Genomic DNA, 17,229 nt, shown 5'->3' on the forward strand with positions numbered 1-17,229 from the left:
TTCCCCCCAGCTCCACCATCCATAACCAGCCCTGACAACTCCCGACATTATATAAATCAACCACTTAGCTTTTAGGGATTGTCTGGACTTGTCTACGGATTCACACCGCCCACTAGAACAGTCAACAATTGAAAATCGCCGGCATGGCCAGACGTGCCTATGTCTGGAACGGTTGCCTTGTGGCATAGGCCTCCCGACAACTCAATACCTAGCTGCGCAACCAGACTCCTTTTTTGAAGGTGCTTAGCTTAAGCACTGCAGTCCAATGTGTAACGATCAATCAACCATAAGTACCAGCACCCCTCTATCTGTGTGACAGAGAATGCCAGGGTATCTGCACCTGTATTAATAATAACCCGGTAGCTATTAGCCTCTAATGCATGGATCTTATCTAAAGAAAAACCTCCAGATATTTCTTCTATAGCTTCGGGATAATCCCAAAACTCTACGAGCTGCTGGAGTAGTGTTGAAAGTAAGTTATCCTCTGTCAAATAAACGCCTACCTGTAAAGGCTGGCCCTCAAGTACATAGTGGGCATCATCCTCACAATGGCTGGTAATGGTAGTTGTGTAATGAAATTGGGTACTATTCAAAAAACGCTGAATTCCCTCCTCTGCCTTCAGTGTGACAGGCCAAAAGGTATCTCTCATTTGAGAAAGTGCATATATATCAATATGAGATTCGTGGTCAATAACAGGGGGGATACCTATTTTATAGGGAATAAAAACACCTATCCTGGGATGAATGTAATGACTCAGCTTCTGTTGGTCTACATCATGAACAGCTAATGCAATTTCACGAACAGCATCTTCCAATGATGAATCAGGCATTGGCTGAGCGTTAACAACAGACAAGAAGCTGGCAATAAAAATAGTAAAAATAAATTTCATTTTTATTATTTTATATTACGAAACATATTTTTTAACGCTATAACATCTGTTGAAAATATTTGAGAATCCTTAATCAACCTTTAGAATTCGAGCATTGAACAAACACATTACAGGCACAGCAATACGCCCACCGACTGTTAGTGGTTTTAAGCTCCCACCCGTCCTCCCCAAAGGGCCATATGTGAATAGAACTAACAAGCGTCACCCATGAGTATCTTGATTCAACGTGCCGTATCACCACGTCCCAACTACGCTTGTCGAGTGCTTTAAATGGTTTTGAATGTAGTATGATGGAATGGTAATAAGCTAGCTGCCTTAACCTAAGGTTTTGGTACACAGCATTTATCAATTTGCCACAACAGAAATACCAGCTATGTCAGCAACTGTCTCTCAAACTCTATTGGAAAAAATGCATGCCTACTGGCAAGCCGCCAATTATTTGTCCGTAGGCCAGATTTACCTGCTGGACAACCCCCTGCTTAAAACACCTCTGGTGCTCAAAGACATCAAACCCAGACTGCTGGGTCATTGGGGCACCACACCAGGACTGAATTTTATTTATACGCACTTGAACCGCATCATCAATGAGCGTGAACTGAACATGATTTATGTTACCGGCCCCGGACATGGTGGCCCGGCACTGGTGGCCAATGCGTGGATGGAAGGGACGTATTCAGAATACTACCCCAATGTGTCTGAAGATGAAGAAGGCATGAAGCTGTTGTTTAAGCAGTTTTCTTTTCCCGGTGGCATCCCTTCGCATGTGGCACCTGAAACGCCTGGCTCCATGCACGAAGGCGGAGAGCTGGGCTACGCGGTCTCTCATGCATATGGCGCCGCATTTGATAATCCTGAGCAGGTGGTCATTGCCGTCGTAGGTGATGGCGAGGCTGAAACTGGCCCTTTAGCCACCAGTTGGCATTCGAACAAGTTTTTAAACCCGATTTCAGACGGTGCAGTGTTACCTATTCTGCACCTGAACGGCTACAAGATTCAAAACCCCACCGTGCTTTCGCGCATATCGCATGATGAGCTTGAGGCTTTGTTTGTCGGGTACGGCTATGAGCCGCATTGGGTCGAAGTGGCTGATCCCGATGACTACATGGCTGCACACAAGCAGATGGCGCAGGTGCTGGATATCTGCTTTGACCGGATTGCTGCGATTCGCGCGCATGCCCTGCAGGAGCAGTCTTCAGGCAAACCCCTTTCGCGCCCACGCTGGCCCATGATTATTTTGCGCAGCCCTAAAGGCTGGACCGGGCCGAAGAAAATTGACGGAAAAATCACAGAAGGTTATTGGCGAAGTCACCAGGTTCCTTTTTCAAACATGAATGAGGAACACATTCAGAATTTAAAAACATGGCTTGAAAGTTATAAACCGCAAACGCTGTTTGATGAACACGGGTCTTTGAAAGCAGAGCTGAAAGCGCTGCACCCCCAAGGGTTCAAACGCATGAGCGCAAACCCGGTAGCGCAGGGCTCAGTAAGCCGCGATTTAAGGCTGCCGGATTATCGCAACTACGCCGTACCAGTTGAAACACCGGGTGTTTCCATGGCAGAAGCCACCAGGGTGATGGGAAGATTCCTGCGGGACGTGCTGCGTGCAAATGAGGCACCCCGCAATTTCCGCCTGTTTGCACCGGATGAAATTGTCTCCAACCGTTGGACAGATGCACTGGATGCCAGTGGCAAAGCATGGATGGCAAATACGCTCCCCGAAGATGAAGGCAACGATACGCTGGCACAGGACGGGCGCATCATGGAGATTCTTTCTGAGCATACCTGCGTGGGCTGGCTCGAGGGCTACAACCTCACCGGGCGGCATGGCTTTTTCAGCACCTATGAAGCCTTTGTGCATGTCATTGACTCGATGTTCAACCAGCATGCCAAATGGCTTAAAACCATCCGGCATATTGATTGGCGCCGCCCTATTCCATCGATGAATATTCTGCTCACAAGCCACGTCTGGCGACAGGACCACAATGGGTTTTCACACCAAGACCCGGGTTTTATTGACCATGTGGTGAATAAAAAGGCTGAAGTGGTCCGTGTCTACTTACCGCCCGATGCCAATACGCTGCTTTCTGTCACCAACCATTGCTTGAAAAGCCGCAACTATGTTAATGTAATTGTGGCAGGCAAGCAGCCAGCGTTGCAGTACCTGAACATGGAAGACGCCATGACGCACTGCACCAAAGGTATTGGTATTTGGGAGTGGGCATCCAACGACCAGGGTGCTGAGCCTGACATTGTATTTGCCTGCGCGGGCGACACCCCAACCATGGAAGCGCTTGCTGCGACCGACCTGTTAAGGCAATACCTGCCTGAGTTGAAGGTCCGGTTTGTGAATGTGGTGAACCTGATGCGACTTCAGTCTGAACGCGAACATCCGCATGGTTTGTCAGACCGGGATTTTGATGCCATTTTCACCACAGACAAGCCGGTTATCTTTGCATTCCACGGTTATCCCTGGTTGATTCACCGCCTGACTTACAAACGCCATGGGCACGACCACATGCATGTGCGTGGTTATATTGAAGAAGGTACCACCACAACACCGTTTGACATGGTGGTGCTCAACCGCATGGACCGCTACAGCCTGGCCATAGATGCGATTGACCGTGTGCCAGGGTTAAGAGAGCAAGCCACGCACATCAGGCAAAAGTTCATCGACCAGTTGATTGCACATAAACGCTATATCACCGAGCACGGCGATGATCTGCCCGAAATCAAGAACTGGAAGTGGCCTTATCCGTCATCATCTTCAACATAATGACATGAATTAACCTGTTTCAAGCTTGATCGGGCATTTGTCATTCCAACAAAACAGGCACTGTCCGTAGACAGTGCCTGTTTGCTTTTACAGAAAAAACTCTGCGGCTTGATACGATATGACTGCAATAAATATACCGTACAGGCCAGACTTTATCCTGCCAAAGCCGGGCGATGTTTCCTCACAATGTCAGTCGCCAGCTCATAAGCATAAGCCATGCGCAGCACATCCCAGTCGCTCTGGGGTTTGCCAATCAGCTGGATCCCCATGCTCAGCCCCTTGCTGTTAAAACCAACAGGGATTGCCGCAACCGGGCAGCCGCACATCGTCCAGTGCGTGACAATTTCCATCCAGCGATGGTAGGTGTCCATCTCTTTACCGGCAACCTCTTTGGGCCAATGCCAGTTTTTGTCGAACGCAAACATCTGAGCGGTGGGCACAGCAATGAAGTCATACTTCTCAAAAATACCCAACACTGTGCGGTACCAGTCACTGCGCCGCAAGCTGGCAAAATAGGTATCCTGAGCGCTATACTTCTTGGAGCCTTCATATTCCCAGATGGCTTCAGGTTTGCTCAAAGCACGTTTTGCCGGGTCTTCCATCAGCGCCCTCATGCTCGAAGCACAAATGTGGCGATGCGGCAACCAGACTTCATCCCAGAACTTGGCCGGATCGGTCGGGTTATCAATCTCATCAACCTTCACACCCATGCCTTCAAACGCTTTCAGACCATTCTGGCAGACTTCCAGCACATCTTTTTCCATCGCCAGGTAACCATGCCAGTCTCCCAGCCAGGCAATGCTTTTACCCTTGGGGTCCATTTTCAGGCGGTCACACACATTCAACGGCGTGAGCGCTTTCAGATTGGCGTCATCGGCCAAAGACTCCGGCGCCAGCGGTGTATAGCCAGACTGGGTATTGAGCAACAATGCCACATCGGCAACTGAACTGCCCATCGGCCCATTGATACCAAACTGGTTAAAGAACAACTCTTTACCAGGAGCCGGCACACGCCCCCAGGACGGGCGGTAACCAAACACATTGTTCCAGCCCGCCGGATTACGCAAAGAGCCCATGAAGTCACTGCCATCAGCCACGGGCTGCATACGCAGCGCCAGCGTCACCGCTGCACCACCGCTGCTGCCGCCAGCCGATTTGCTCGGGTCATACGCATTACCGGTCACGCCGTAAACCGGGTTGTAGGTATGCGAGCCATAGCCCCATTCAGGCGTATTGGTCTTGCCCACCACAATGATGCCAGCCGCTTTCATGCGCTGAACCATGAAGCTGTCGCTTGTGGGAACATTGTCTTTAAATACCGGGCTGCCGTAAGTGGTACGAACGCCTTTGGTATCGTCAAGGTCCTTAATCGCCTGAGGGAAACCATGCATCCAGCCATCGGTCTTGCCCTGCGCCAGCAGACGGTCTTTTTCAGCAGCCTGCTTCATCAGGTCGTCATGATCCTGCAACGCCACAATGGCATTCACCTTATCATTGACCTTATCAATCTGTGTCAGATAGGCTTTCATCACCTCCTGGCAGGATACCTTCTTCGCATGAATCTGCACCGACAGTTCCCAGGCAGGCATATCAATAATTTGGGTAGCGCCAGAAGAAGGCACAGAAGTACTCCCCGTTGCAGAAGCGGTTTGAGCTATAGATGTGTGCATTTTACCAAGCAGACCTACAGCGGCTACACCGCCGACCAGATTTTTAATGGCAGTGCGCCGGTTAGGTTGCGCCTGGTCATGAGCAGAATTTTCAGAGCCTTGGGTTGATTCTTGATTCATTTATACATCTCCCATATGTTGGTTAAAAAGAAAACCCCAAAAGAAAAAAACAGTAACTAAATGGTCCTCCTTCATTTTTCATACATAGATCACTACACCTGGCCCGGTCATGCATGGTCCAGCCTTATCACACTTGATTTGCACGTATCCATCATTTTTGAAAAAGCAAAGCCCCTGCGGCCTTCAAACCGCATTTGAACTTTCAAGGGATCCTGTCAATACGCCGGTTGGATCCGGCCTTTCATAACGTCAGGGCGTGGTACGCTGAGGTACATCCCCCACGACATGGCTTTGCATCACAACCCCTGCTTGCCCAGCAGAAGACGTGGGCGCTTCGGCTGAGGGATTTTTGAAATACATGGAATAAACATAGCCACCCAAAACCCCGACTACCAAAAACAGCAGCAGCACCTTCTTGTTTGATCTTTTAAGTGCTCTGCGCACAGGAACTTTTTCTAATGAAATAATGACTTTGTCGTCTTTCATGACACTTCCATTCATATCAAAAACAGACCACTTTTGATAGTCTGTGTTGCTGAATCCGTCCTGCTTTAAACCTTCACAAAACAGAATAAATTCATCATCACTTGCTGTGGTAGCACGCCACAGGCGTTAACGTACCCAGCCCTTACCACGCATAAAACAGTACAACCCTGCAGCGGCTGCGCACAGCACAACCATGCTGGGAATAAACGGTGTAAACCCCGTTGCCAGTGCCTGAGCAAAATCCACACCGGTTGCGCCTTTGTACATCAGCGACCCCAACAGCAGCCAGATAAAGTAACCCGAAAAGCACTTCATTAAAACGGATTGAAAAGAACCCGCATCACGCTGGGTGTTGATGCTGCAACTCATCGCGCAGGCCACACCGCCAAGCAGGTAGCCGCCATAAGCCCCCGTTAAAGCAGCCATGCCGCTTTGACCCTGCGGAAATACCGGCAGCCCCAGCAAACCCAAGCCCACATATGCAACCGCTACAAGCGGCCCCACACGCGAGCCTAAAACCAACCCTGTGAGCATAAAAAAAAGTCCCTGCAACGTCACCGCCACAGAGCCTTGTGCTGTAAAAGGAATATTCACCCACGCCGCAGCCATGATAGAAAGCATCATCAATACGGGCCACACATACAAACCCGGAAATACCGACCACTTTTTTGCAATATTCATCGCTTATCTCATCATGCTCAGGTCACTCAAAAATCAAGTCAACATTCTCTCTTTCTATCTCACCACTCTCACTTGCCCACCAAAAAATTTCAATATATACCGCTGAGAATTTCTAGTTATTGATATGTAACATACACACATGAGACCAAAAATGAACTTTTCAGATTCCGTACACTCCCAGTCTCATGCTGTTTCTTTTTACTTACATTGACATCAAATTATCCAAGTATCGCCTTGGTAATCAGGAACAATACCGACGGGCACAACAAACACCCGAACCCGGTGTAGAACGTTGCCACCACTGCACCATAAGGCACCAGTCGTGTATCCGTCGCAGCAAGCCCAGCAGCCACACCGCTGGTCGTTCCCATCAGACCGCCATACACCATGGCTGCCTGCGGATTGCGCAACCCGAAAGGCTTGGCCAGAAGAGGTGTGAGAATCATCACAAGAACAGACTTCACCACACCGGCAGCAATGCTCAATGCCATGATGTCAGAGCTGGCCCCCAAAGCCGCACCGGTAACCGGCCCGACGATAAATGTGACAGCACCTGCGGCAATCGTTGCCACATCCACTGCACTGTGATAGCCAAACATATAGGCAATGACCGCTGCCACAATGTAACAGCCCACAATACCAATGAACAATGACAGCAAACCTGCCAGACCTGCCTTGGTCAATTCACTCAGTTTGGCACCAAACGCGGTTGAAATGATGGCGTAGTCACGCAACATCGCACCACCCATAATGCCAATACCACTGAACAAAGAAACGTCTGCCAGGCCCTTGCTGCCTCCTGTGGTCGCACCTCCAATAAACGCCAGAATCAAGCCTATCAAAATGGCCATCGCCGAACTGGCGATACGCCCTTTTGTCAGATACTTGGATATCAGACCGGAACCCCATAGAATGACACCCACAATCATGAATGCCATCACCAGGCCGTTTTTAGAGAATAAACTCTGAACAATACCTACAATATCTACTTCCATAATGGCACCTGTTTATTTTTTGTCAGCCAATTCTTTTGCCAGGTCCTCTTCCCAGTTTTCATTAGGCTTGGCTAATTTCGACAGCGGTTTAATAAGAGGAAACATGACAACGCACCCGGCAATCCCGGCCACCAACGCAGTAGGCCCACCGGAAATTGCAGCGTAAACGTTCTGGCTTGCCGCCATTGCCACTACAATAGGTATGTACATGGCCGACCAGAACTCAATGCCTGAGCTGGCCGATTTTTTCATCAACCCTTTTCTATCAAGAATTTCTGTGGAGAGCATCAGGAAGAGCATAGCGAAGCCAACCCCACCAATGTCGCCGGGGATACCGATCAGCTGTCCGATCAGGGTCCCCACAAAGACGCCGGCAAACATGCAGGCACTTAAGAGAGCTAAACCATAAATAATCATACATGGACTCCCGTGTGTGATTTTTCCGCAGAGGACATGGAGGTGTCCCCTGCGGTTTTTTTATTTACTCAATAACCACGAGGAGATCGCCAGAGCTCACGCGCTGTCCCACCTCAACCTTGATTTCCTTAACCGTGCCATCTGCTGGTGCCGGCAAAGGAGTTTTCATCTTCATGGCTTCCATAATGACAACCTGTTGATCTTTTTTCACAGCATCGCCCACTTTCACCTTGATTTCATCAATTTTTCCAGGCATCCTGGCTTTAATTTCACTCATTTCATGACTCCTTTTCAGTTAATTGAGTGTAGTTTTAATGACATTTACCAAGTTCGGGTGCTTTTCGTTTTCAGCTACATCAAACAAGGTAAATATTTCTTTTTTAGGCAAAAGAACAACATCTGCCGGCCCTTTGGCCAAAACAGTGTGTCCATGACTAAAAAGCTCTTTGAGCGAGACCCCATACCCGTTGGGTAATGAAAGCTCGACATCAATGCGCACATGAAACTCATGCTCGCTTTGAATCACAATATCCATCCAGTCGCGCAAAATCAGCGCCGCATCAACCGAATTCAACGAAGCCGGAGACGGTGTAAACAAAATATCCAGATCGGAATCCTCGCGGGTATAAAAATAGCCCGTCAGCAATTCCACCGCGGCCGATCCCCATACACCCAGCGAAAACAAAGCTCTGTTTTCCTGCTCCATCAGGCTGGAGAGCGCACACAGGGCAGTGGTTCTTTCACACTTCACCTGACCACGCCTTAAAGGCTCAAGAACATCCGCAGGCTGAAATACCGCAGCGATTTCACTGGGTGCCACAAAGGCGGGAATGCGCAGTTTGTTGCCATCGGGCTGTTGCCAGGAGGAAAATCCCACCGGAATCAAACCATCGCGCTTATGTCCCTCTTCCCGCCGGACAATACCCGGGATAGACACATCAGGGCCTGAACAGGCATAGCGCCCCACATCAGGCGGGCATATTTCCGGCAGCAGCACTTGTTCATAGTTCTGCTGCAACATCCCCTGCTCTTGCAGTTCACGGAAAATCCGCTCCCGCCCTTCGCGTGAAATAAAGAGGTAAGTATGGCGTGTATACATATCAGCTCTTTTTCACCCAGGTCGGGTCTGTTTTGGAGGATGACTGAAACTGCACCTGCGCTTCAACCAGCGAATCAAACAACTGCGTTTTTTCCGGCCCGCATACCGCGGCAATGGCAGAGGCAACCTCGCCCGGCGGCACAATGGAAGGCATATACACAAGTTCAGTGGCCGGTGCATTGCAGCGCAGATCGGTACTCACCTTCACCACCCGCCCTTTGATACGCAGAATGCTTCTGGCCGCGCGTGTGATAGTTTCAGGCGTCGGGAAAGTGGTCGCAGTTACATACACATCGTATTCCGGATTGGTACGGCGCCTTCTGTATGTGATGATGTGTCCTGCCTTGTTGCATACATGACCGCTCTGGCTCACAATGAAACTGTCAGCCAGCGGCATCCCGCCTACCAGCAGCTCCCGGTATTCTGCACCCGCAGGTGATGGAATCAATGAAATATCATCGCGCAAAGGAACGCCATCCAGCGTCAGCCAGCCAAACTCCTGGCAACCATACAAATCATGCACCTGCCAGTCATAAAGTTTGGCCACCTCCAGCAGCTCCAGATCCAGCGGAGTCCCCGCGCACAGCACCACGCTGCCACGCGGAATCATGTCGGCAAACCCCAGGTTCTGGGCATCCACCAGAGTAGAGGCAATGAACGCCGACTCTCCCACCACCACTTGAGGCTGCTTTTCACACAGCGCCAGAATAAAAGCGTCGCGGCTGGAGCGTTTGAGAAAACTCCAGGTCAGGCCATAGGCATTCAGCGCCTGCGCACTGAACACATTCACCAAGGGTGCATATGTAAATACCGCATGTGCCCCTGCAGGAATACCGGCAAGCGCCATCACCTTGCGCACAGCCTGTTCGCGCTGCGGCAGTTCAGGATGTGTCACACCCACAATATTTTGGAAAGCCGTCGACCCTGTAGTGAACGTCACATAGGCCAGATTAAACGGCACGTGCACTTCTTCAATCACATGCGCGGCTGTTGGCCCGGCGATGCCCTTGTCAGCCAGCGTTCTTCTGGGCATTTCTTCCAGAGTCGGCGCTGTGCCAATATCATCGACGATACTGCGAAGGCTTTCCAAAATCGTGTTCATACGTTGAACCTCTTTGGTTCCGCCTGCACATGCCCTTTCACAAGCATGTGCAGGTCATATGTTGATCAAGCGCTCAGATACTTGGCTTCGACAGCTTTGAACTCTTCGTTCATCTTGTCGATCACCACTGCACGCATTTTGCGGCCACCGCGCTCAACGCCCAGTTTGCCACGCCCCCAAGGGCCCAGGTCGTCATAACGACCCTGCTTCTTGAGTTCAACCACTTCTTTTACATGCTTGAGCACTGTGGGGCGGATGTCATCAATTGAATTGATGATCTCCTCCACACCGCCAAGCTGTTCAAAGAATTGCGGCCCTGCGGCAAACACCGGATTGTTCTTGGAGAGTTCCTCTAGATAATCCTGATCGAGTTTGGTAATACGCGCGATGGATGTAATCGGCATCACGTGAATCATGGTGCCAAACTCCGGGCTCATCGACAGAATATGATCTGCCTGCAAACCGTGGCACAGGAACGCGCCACTGATGGCACGACCAATCACCACCGCAATGATCGGGTGTCCGGTTTTGCGCGCTTCGGCCAAAGCCAACTGGTATGCACCCGTCGCCTTGTTCATGCCGAAAATCTCTTCCTGCTTGCCAGGCCCGTTTCCGGGGGTATCCACAATCAGCAACAATGCACGTTTTTCATCAACCGGCAGGCTTTTATCTGCTTCAATCGAGGCGTACACTGCCAGCGCCATCTTGTAGCCTTCTTCCAGACCGATCACGCCTGCATAAACCACCGGGAAGTTGGGGTTCCCTACCATGGCATCATTGGCAATCACGGTACAGTTTTTACCATCGAGCTTGGCTGTACCAATCACGGCGCCAGGGCCGAAATCGGGGTTGTCAATTTTCAACTGTCCCACCACATTTTCAGTAAATGTGCCCGGGTCGATCATCAGGTCGATCGCTGCACGACCTTGTCCCATCAAGCTTTCCATAAATACCTCCGCTTAAATTTCGTAAGTCTTCTGCTGGTCCAGATCCAACCGCTTGGCATTCTGAACAAATTCGGGCACCTTCAAATCAATGAGGTGTTCCGGATCAGCATTACCTACGGACTTCCAGACATCCATGGAGTCTTTAGGATGAAGGTCAATCGACAAACGCACGCCCTTGAGCTGTTTTTCAACCAGCGCTTTGGTACCAATACGGCGCTGTGCATTGATTTCAGCCATCGGCATTTGCAGTACCTTCTGTACCGCAGCCCTGAAGATCGACACTTTGTCATCTTCCAGGTAGTTACAGTCCGTCATGATGTATTTATGCTTGCCACCAGTGGTGCGGAACACCAGGCTGGTATCGCTTGCATCAAACTCGTCTTTGCCCATTTCCTGCTCAATCACCTCAGGGCCGGTCAGGCCCAGACGGCCATACTGGCTCATGATGATCACATCGGTTGCAGCACCCACAAAGCCCATGCCGCCAAAGCAGCCGACCTTACTACCAATCAGCGCAATCACCGGGACAATATTGCGGCAGTCCTGCAACTGATCCATCACCTCGGCGTGAGCCAGCAGACCGGCATTGGACTCATGCAAACGCACACCGCCGGTTTCAAAAGAGATCACCACAACCGGACCTTCGTTATCTTTCAGGCCTGGATTTTTCTCTTTCATTTTTTTGTAAGACTCAACCGCCAGACGAATGGTGTTGACCATCTTGGCACCGTTAACTTCACCAATAGAGCCACCAATAAAACGGCCTTCCTGGGAAATCACAAACACCGGGCGTTTGCCCACCAGGCCCACACCCGTCACAATACCATCGTCAAAAGCCACTGCTTCACCCAGAACCGGCAAATGCGGACTTTCCAGCTTGTCCATCGGACCAGCCAGCTCGGTAAAAGTCCCTTCATCGACAATGCCCAATGCCCTTTGGCGCGCATTGGCTGTCAGAAAACTCATATCTTGCAAACTATTCCATTTCGGCATATTCTGACCCCTTATTCATGACCGGCTGTTTTCATTTCACCCAATGCCTGATGCAGGCGCAGGTTCACAACAGCGGGTGTTGAATTGTTATCATTGATTTCAAAAAAAGCATTGCTGGTGCCGGTTTCTTCCACGAAGCGTTGCAACACTTTTTCCCATACCTTGTCAAAGCCGGTCACAGGCGTAACCACCTTGAACTTGGTCACACCATCCAGCGGTTGCTGATGAATCAACACTTCCATATCGCCTGAGCCCACCACACCATAGTGCAGTGAACGGCTCACAACGCTTTTGGGTGCAGAAGATTTGAACTCAAAGCTCAATGTATTCAGCGATTTCGTTGCCATAATTTCATATCTCCTTCAAATTACCAGTTGTGATATCTCTTGGGTGGCTGATACAAACCGCCAGACCAGTCAACGATTTCACGAATATTCTTGGCTGCCAACAGTGAGCGTGTGGCTTTGCTGCGGTCAATGCCCAGATCTTCCGGTGTCTGCAGGATGCCTTTTTCACGAAGCTGCTTGGTCACCTTGGGATCAGCCCTTAAGCCCACTTCGGTGTAGCCTGCAATGCCTTCAATCGCACGCATACGCTCATCCAGCGAGCGGCACATATGCAGGTTGGCAATCCCCTCTTCAGAGATGATGTGTGTAATATCATCGCCATAAGCCATCACAGGCGGCAGATCCAGGTTGGCGTTTTCAGCCAGCTTGTAGGCATCAAGCTGGTCCACATAAGCGGGCGCCATTTTTTCCAGGAAGGTTTCAGCCATCTGTACCACCAGGCGTTTACCGCGCTTCATCGGGCCAATGTAATCAGCCTGCGATACAAACTCTTCACCGCATTTCAGCCAGGCATCTGTCGGGTGACGACGGCCTTTGGCATCACAACCCATGTTGGGCGCGCCACCAAAACCAGCCACACGTTTAGCGGTTGCGGTACTGCTGTTACCGTACTTGTCAATCTGCAGCGTACCGCCAATGAACATATCCAGCGCATAATGGCCGGCGGTTTGACAGTAAGCACGGTTGGAGCGCATCGTGCCATCGGGGCCAACAAAATACACATCCGGGCGTGCATTACAGTATTGCTCCATACCCAGTTCACCGCCGAAGCTGTGAATGGTTTTCACCCAGCCGCTTTCAATGGCTGGAATTAAGGTTGGATGCGGGTTGAGCGCAAAGTGAGAGCAGCATTTGCCTTTCAGGCCCAGTTCTTCACCATAGGTTGGCAACAGCAGCTCAATGGCAGAGGTATAAAAACCAATACCATGGTTGATGGTCTGCACACCATATTTGGCATAGATGCCTTTAAGAGCAATCATCGCCATCAGAACCTGCTGATCGGTAATCAGCGCTGGATCGCGTGTAAACAGCGGCTCCAGGTAGAACGGACGGGGCGACTCAATCACCATATCCACCCAGTCGCCCGGAATATCAACACGCTTCACTTTATCCACCAGCTTGTTCACTTGGGCAATCACAATACCCTGGCTGAACTTGGTCGCTTCGATCTGGATAGGCGTATCTTCGGTATTGAAGCCGGTGTACAGGTTTCCGCTGCTATCGCCTTCGTAGGCACACACCAGTGTGACTTGAGGAATCAAGTCGACAAAATAGCGTGCAAACAGTTCCAGATACGTATGAATTGCACCCAGTTGCAATTTGCCTTTGTTGATGAACTCAGCAATCGGGCCGCCCAAGGGGCCGCTATAAGCAAAGTCCAATTTTTTGGCAATGCCTTTTTCAAAAATTTCCAAGAAGATCGGCAGCGACAAAGCAGACTGCACCATGTGCAAATCATGCACCTTGGTTTTATCCACTTTAGAAAGACACTCTGCCAAAAAGTCGGCCTGCTTCTGGTTGTTACCTTCCAGGTTGACCTTATCGCCAGGCTTGATCACTGCCTCAAGCAGCTTGATCACGTCTTTCGCGTCCACCACCTTGTCTTTTTTGATGAATGGCGCAGCCTGGTTCATTCGTCCAAGATACTCAGTCCTTCTGGTATCCCATTTCTTTGTTTCACCCATTGAATTCACCTTTCTATCAGATTAGGTATCTGCCAATTCAAGTTTCAAGAAAATCTCACCGGAATCCACCTCCACAACAGAACCGTCTGCCAACCGGACCTGTAACGCACCTGCTTCAGACATGCCTATCGCCAAACCGCTCTGATAACCATCATCCGATTGGAAAGAGACTGTTTTGCCCAGGGTATGTGCGTGTTCAAGCCATAACTTGCGGATTCCTGCAAAACCTGTTTGTTGCCACTGCAGGAAAAACACATCAATGCTTTCCAACATGCAGTGCAAAAGATCTGACTGAGTCACCTCACCGCCACCCAACATGGACAGTGACGTGGCCTTGCCGTTCAGCGCCGGGGAAAAACCCCCGGCGGTCTGATTCACATTCAACCCCACCCCCAACACCAGTGTGTGCGACGTTGTGTACCTGCCCATGTCGCTGGCTGTAGGAGCCATTTCAACCAGCAGACCGGCACACTTTTTTTCATCGCCCAACAGGTCATTGGGCCATTTGATCTGCAAGTCCACACCAGTTGCCTGCTTCACTGCGTTTTGCACTGAAACAGCCAGTACCAGCGTGGATTGCGCAAGCTCTTCAATCCCGACATTGACATTGATGATGGCACTCACCCACAGCCCCAAGTCATTCCCAGATTCCCAGCCGTGGTCAGAGCGTCCATAACCGTTTGACTGCTCGTGCGCAACGATCACCGTTTTGGAGGAAATCGGTCCGTTTTGCAGCATCCGTTTGGCCATTGCATTGGTTGAATCCACCATATCAACTTCTATGCACTGCCAACCGTCAATCAAAGTGTCAAACTGTTTCATCAACATTCCCGGTTCATTTCAAGAGCTTCATGAGGTGAACGTTACGGCGCATATATCAGGTCATAATCCAGCCTGCGGTAGCAATCAGCACCCCGGTTTCCACCGCTGTAGTGATCACACCGCAAATATTGATCCCCATGGCAATCGGCATGATCATGCAGTACGGGTTTTCTTCCATCGCGGCCTTCTGGGCCAGCTTGGATGTTGTCGGCATACACGACACACCGGCAATCCCAACAACCGGGTTGAACTTACCCTTGTTGATCCAGTAAAACAGCCAGCCGCCCAAAATGCCACCGATACCGGAAATAGCCAGCGCCACCACACCGATCACCACCAGAATGGCAATCTTCGGATTCAACAACGTATTGGCATCACACAGCACACCCAGCAGCAGCCCCATGAAGAAAGTAGCGCTGTACAAAATGGTCGTTTCCAGCAGATTCTGCAAAGGCTCAATCTCAGCTTCTTTGATCGCCACACCGATGAAGAACGACATGATCAAAGGAGAAGCCACCGGCAACAGCAGGCACAGCACCGCACACAACACGATGGTCATGGTGAACTTGCTTTTCTTGGTTGCATTGGGCACTTCAAACTCAATGTCAATGCCGCGGTATTTTTTCGGCACCATCAGCTTCATCAGGTACGGATAACCCACATACGTCAGGCTCAGGTACAGGTACGCAATCACTGCAATCGGCACAAACAGATCCTTGGCCAGTATCAGCGAGGCAAACAGCACCATCGGGCCATCAGCACCACCAATGATGGCCGCGGCAATCGCTTCACCGGGCAACAGCCCCATGTAGCTGCCAACAATCAGCGCAGCAAACGTGCCCAGCTCACCAAACAGAGCCAACACCAGACATGTCCAGGGGCGCACCAGAATGAAGCTGATTTCACTCATCACCCCAATGCCCATGAACACCAGACACGCAATCAACGCATTGCTGAATGTCAGCGTATACACCGGCTGCAGGAAGTTCACCTGCATCATGTCAACCAGCTCACTAGGATCCGAAATCAGCGGATCCAAAATGATGTTGCCAATAGAGCCATCAGCTAAAAACAAAGTGCCCGCATTGATCGCAATCATGCCAAGCCCCATCGGGATCATGATCAGTGGTTCCAGCGTCTTCTTAAAGCCGTAATAAGCCAGCACCAGGCCAAAAACAATCAACAGAATTCGGGAAACCGCCAGCATCGGCGCTTGCATGAACAGAGAGGAGATGCCGGGAAAAATCTGGATTAACTGCTCCATCTCAAACTCCTTCTTCGGCCTGTTCGCTTGTGCTAGAACGGCTCATGATTTTATTGATCAGAATGATCAACGCGATTAGAAAAAAAGAAATGACCGCTGTAATGCCATAACACAGCAGTGCATAAACGATGATGTTCATAATTCAACCTTATTCATTTGTAAATTCTGAATTTCGGCTGAGCGCCCCAGATAGTGCAACGAAAAAAAGCATGCGCACACTGTCGTTACACAGCATGCACATGCTTTTAATGAATTCTTAGAGACGTCAGTAAACAAACCGAAAGACAACATGACAATTCATGCCGGTTTGCCAGACAAATTACACTAAATCACTTTGGCGGTAGAAGAAAAATCACTGCACAGTATTTTGTGCTTTCACAGGCTTGCAAGTCACTGTTAGCAAGCTCATCACAGATGATGGAGGGAAGTGTATTCCTATTTGCCCGAAATTACAAGAATCCGAGCAATCCGTTATTACATACTTCCATCCTACAAATGCATCATGCCCAAACCACAACGTTCATGGTTTGTATATACCGAAAAAGCAGAGTATCCATAAGCCGCAATTGCCACCCATTTTTTATTCGATACCATGCCAATCTTCACCTTCAAACTGGTCGAAACAGACGGCAGCGAAATCATCGCATGCAACGCTTCCAGACTGGCATGAATCACTGCATGCACCTGCCCTGGATGCTTGGCAATGACACCGCTTGACAGCGCTGTATTGACAATGATCTTGGCATACGACGCCGTGATTTTATTGCTCATCCCGGTGATGAATGTTGCCGCACCAGTGGTGTGATCAATGGTGTGAATAAACTCCTTGATTCTTTTTTCCTCTTCCTCACCCTCGCTCATCGCAAGTACCAGAGCCAGTTTGCCGATCGGGGTGGTATGGTTGATTCCAAGCATCTTATCTCTCCTTACAGCCAACT

Annotated in this window: 18 protein-coding genes; 1 reads left to right on the top strand and 17 read right to left on the bottom strand. The window is 50.0% G+C overall.

What is annotated here, in order from left to right:
• Positions 1–248 precede the first annotated feature (248 nt).
• Positions 249–890: a hypothetical protein gene (locus CUZ56_RS02845; RefSeq protein WP_126978003.1), complete on the bottom strand. Its 642-nt coding sequence runs from the start codon at positions 888–890 to the stop codon at positions 249–251.
• Positions 891–1,263: 373 nt separating this feature from the next.
• On the opposite strand from CUZ56_RS02845, the gene CUZ56_RS02850 reads away from it, so the two are divergent.
• Entirely contained in the window at positions 1,264–3,663 is a 2,400-nt protein-coding gene (locus CUZ56_RS02850) for a phosphoketolase family protein (RefSeq protein WP_126978005.1), read from the top strand.
• Positions 3,664–3,815: 152 nt separating this feature from the next.
• Here the strand turns inward: CUZ56_RS02850 and CUZ56_RS02855 are convergent, their stop codons facing one another.
• The 16 genes from CUZ56_RS02855 to CUZ56_RS02925 all read right to left on the bottom strand — a co-directional run bounded on the left by CUZ56_RS02855 (position 3,816) and on the right by CUZ56_RS02925 (position 17,206).
• On the bottom strand, positions 3,816–5,453 hold the full coding sequence (locus tag CUZ56_RS02855) for an amidase (protein WP_239441977.1): 1,638 nt from the start codon (positions 5,451–5,453) through the stop codon (positions 3,816–3,818).
• Positions 5,454–5,702: 249 nt separating this feature from the next.
• Positions 5,703–5,939 (bottom strand): hypothetical protein, encoded by a 237-nt coding sequence (locus CUZ56_RS02860; protein WP_126978007.1) that lies wholly within the window; start codon positions 5,937–5,939, stop codon positions 5,703–5,705.
• A gap of 126 nt (positions 5,940–6,065) precedes the next feature.
• On the bottom strand, positions 6,066–6,620 hold the full coding sequence (locus CUZ56_RS02865; RefSeq protein ID WP_126978009.1) for a biotin transporter BioY: 555 nt from the start codon (positions 6,618–6,620) through the stop codon (positions 6,066–6,068).
• A 218-nt stretch (positions 6,621–6,838) separates the two neighbouring features.
• Positions 6,839–7,615 (bottom strand): malonate transporter subunit MadM, encoded by a 777-nt coding sequence (gene madM, locus CUZ56_RS02870; RefSeq protein ID WP_126978011.1) that lies wholly within the window; start codon positions 7,613–7,615, stop codon positions 6,839–6,841.
• Positions 7,616–7,627: 12 nt separating this feature from the next.
• The gene (gene madL / locus CUZ56_RS02875; protein WP_126978013.1) at positions 7,628–8,032 is read right to left on the bottom strand and encodes a malonate transporter subunit MadL; all 405 of its coding nucleotides are present in this window, start codon (positions 8,030–8,032) and stop codon (positions 7,628–7,630) included.
• A gap of 64 nt (positions 8,033–8,096) precedes the next feature.
• Positions 8,097–8,309 carry a biotin/lipoyl-containing protein gene (locus CUZ56_RS02880; protein ID WP_126978015.1) on the bottom strand — a complete coding sequence of 71 codons (213 nt, stop codon included), beginning with the start codon at positions 8,307–8,309 and terminating at the stop codon, positions 8,097–8,099.
• 18 nt (positions 8,310–8,327) lie between these two features.
• Positions 8,328–9,131 carry a malonate decarboxylase holo-[acyl-carrier-protein] synthase gene (locus CUZ56_RS02885; protein ID WP_126978017.1) on the bottom strand — a complete coding sequence of 268 codons (804 nt, stop codon included), beginning with the start codon at positions 9,129–9,131 and terminating at the stop codon, positions 8,328–8,330.
• A gap of 1 nt (position 9,132) precedes the next feature.
• Positions 9,133–10,233: an AMP-binding protein gene (locus CUZ56_RS02890; RefSeq protein WP_126978019.1), complete on the bottom strand. Its 1,101-nt coding sequence runs from the start codon at positions 10,231–10,233 to the stop codon at positions 9,133–9,135.
• Between the two features lie 65 nt (positions 10,234–10,298).
• A complete protein-coding gene (mdcE, locus tag CUZ56_RS02895) occupies positions 10,299–11,168 on the bottom strand; it encodes a biotin-independent malonate decarboxylase subunit gamma (RefSeq protein WP_204250802.1) in 870 nt (289 codons plus the stop codon).
• Positions 11,169–11,192: 24 nt separating this feature from the next.
• Positions 11,193–12,173, bottom strand: coding sequence for a biotin-independent malonate decarboxylase subunit beta (locus CUZ56_RS02900; RefSeq protein ID WP_126978023.1), 981 nt, complete (start codon positions 12,171–12,173; stop codon positions 11,193–11,195).
• Between the two features lie 11 nt (positions 12,174–12,184).
• Positions 12,185–12,520 (bottom strand): malonate decarboxylase acyl carrier protein, encoded by a 336-nt coding sequence (gene mdcC, locus CUZ56_RS02905; RefSeq protein ID WP_126978025.1) that lies wholly within the window; start codon positions 12,518–12,520, stop codon positions 12,185–12,187.
• Positions 12,521–12,540: 20 nt separating this feature from the next.
• A complete protein-coding gene (gene mdcA / locus CUZ56_RS02910; protein ID WP_126978027.1) occupies positions 12,541–14,205 on the bottom strand; it encodes a malonate decarboxylase subunit alpha in 1,665 nt (554 codons plus the stop codon).
• Positions 14,206–14,226: 21 nt separating this feature from the next.
• Positions 14,227–15,027: a biotin--[acetyl-CoA-carboxylase] ligase gene (locus tag CUZ56_RS02915; RefSeq protein WP_162615234.1), complete on the bottom strand. Its 801-nt coding sequence runs from the start codon at positions 15,025–15,027 to the stop codon at positions 14,227–14,229.
• 55 nt (positions 15,028–15,082) lie between these two features.
• A complete protein-coding gene (gene madB, locus CUZ56_RS02920) occupies positions 15,083–16,291 on the bottom strand; it encodes a Na+-transporting malonate decarboxylase, carboxybiotin decarboxylase subunit (protein WP_126978031.1) in 1,209 nt (402 codons plus the stop codon).
• 1 nt (position 16,292) lies between these two features.
• Positions 16,293–16,430, bottom strand: a complete 138-nt coding sequence (locus tag CUZ56_RS15980; RefSeq protein WP_204250803.1) for a hypothetical protein — start codon at positions 16,428–16,430, stop codon at positions 16,293–16,295.
• Between the two features lie 350 nt (positions 16,431–16,780).
• Positions 16,781–17,206 (bottom strand): HutP family protein, encoded by a 426-nt coding sequence (locus CUZ56_RS02925; protein WP_126978033.1) that lies wholly within the window; start codon positions 17,204–17,206, stop codon positions 16,781–16,783.
• Positions 17,207–17,229 lie beyond the last annotated feature (23 nt).

Origin of the sequence: Saezia sanguinis (assembly GCF_003991585.1) — a bacterium.
GTDB lineage: Bacteria > Pseudomonadota > Gammaproteobacteria > Burkholderiales > Burkholderiaceae_C > Saezia > Saezia sanguinis.

Coding starts and splice junctions, on each gene's coding strand:
- CUZ56_RS02845 (WP_126978003.1), bottom strand. CDS start 890: ATGAAATTTATTTTTACTATTTTTATTGCCAGCTTCTTGTCTGTTGTT.
- CUZ56_RS02850 (WP_126978005.1), top strand. CDS start 1,264: ATGTCAGCAACTGTCTCTCAAACTCTATTGGAAAAAATGCATGCCTAC.
- CUZ56_RS02855 (WP_239441977.1), bottom strand. CDS start 5,453: ATGAATCAAGAATCAACCCAAGGCTCTGAAAATTCTGCTCATGACCAG.
- CUZ56_RS02860 (WP_126978007.1), bottom strand. CDS start 5,939: ATGAAAGACGACAAAGTCATTATTTCATTAGAAAAAGTTCCTGTGCGC.
- CUZ56_RS02865 (WP_126978009.1), bottom strand. CDS start 6,620: ATGAATATTGCAAAAAAGTGGTCGGTATTTCCGGGTTTGTATGTGTGG.
- madM (WP_126978011.1), bottom strand. CDS start 7,615: ATGGAAGTAGATATTGTAGGTATTGTTCAGAGTTTATTCTCTAAAAAC.
- madL (WP_126978013.1), bottom strand. CDS start 8,032: ATGATTATTTATGGTTTAGCTCTCTTAAGTGCCTGCATGTTTGCCGGC.
- CUZ56_RS02880 (WP_126978015.1), bottom strand. CDS start 8,309: ATGAGTGAAATTAAAGCCAGGATGCCTGGAAAAATTGATGAAATCAAG.
- CUZ56_RS02885 (WP_126978017.1), bottom strand. CDS start 9,131: ATGTATACACGCCATACTTACCTCTTTATTTCACGCGAAGGGCGGGAG.
- CUZ56_RS02890 (WP_126978019.1), bottom strand. CDS start 10,233: ATGAACACGATTTTGGAAAGCCTTCGCAGTATCGTCGATGATATTGGC.
- mdcE (WP_204250802.1), bottom strand. CDS start 11,168: ATGGGACAAGGTCGTGCAGCGATCGACCTGATGATCGACCCGGGCACA.
- CUZ56_RS02900 (WP_126978023.1), bottom strand. CDS start 12,173: ATGCCGAAATGGAATAGTTTGCAAGATATGAGTTTTCTGACAGCCAAT.
- mdcC (WP_126978025.1), bottom strand. CDS start 12,520: ATGGCAACGAAATCGCTGAATACATTGAGCTTTGAGTTCAAATCTTCT.
- mdcA (WP_126978027.1), bottom strand. CDS start 14,205: ATGGGTGAAACAAAGAAATGGGATACCAGAAGGACTGAGTATCTTGGA.
- CUZ56_RS02915 (WP_162615234.1), bottom strand. CDS start 15,027: ATGAAACAGTTTGACACTTTGATTGACGGTTGGCAGTGCATAGAAGTT.
- madB (WP_126978031.1), bottom strand. CDS start 16,291: ATGGAGCAGTTAATCCAGATTTTTCCCGGCATCTCCTCTCTGTTCATG.
- CUZ56_RS15980 (WP_204250803.1), bottom strand. CDS start 16,430: ATGAACATCATCGTTTATGCACTGCTGTGTTATGGCATTACAGCGGTC.
- CUZ56_RS02925 (WP_126978033.1), bottom strand. CDS start 17,206: ATGCTTGGAATCAACCATACCACCCCGATCGGCAAACTGGCTCTGGTA.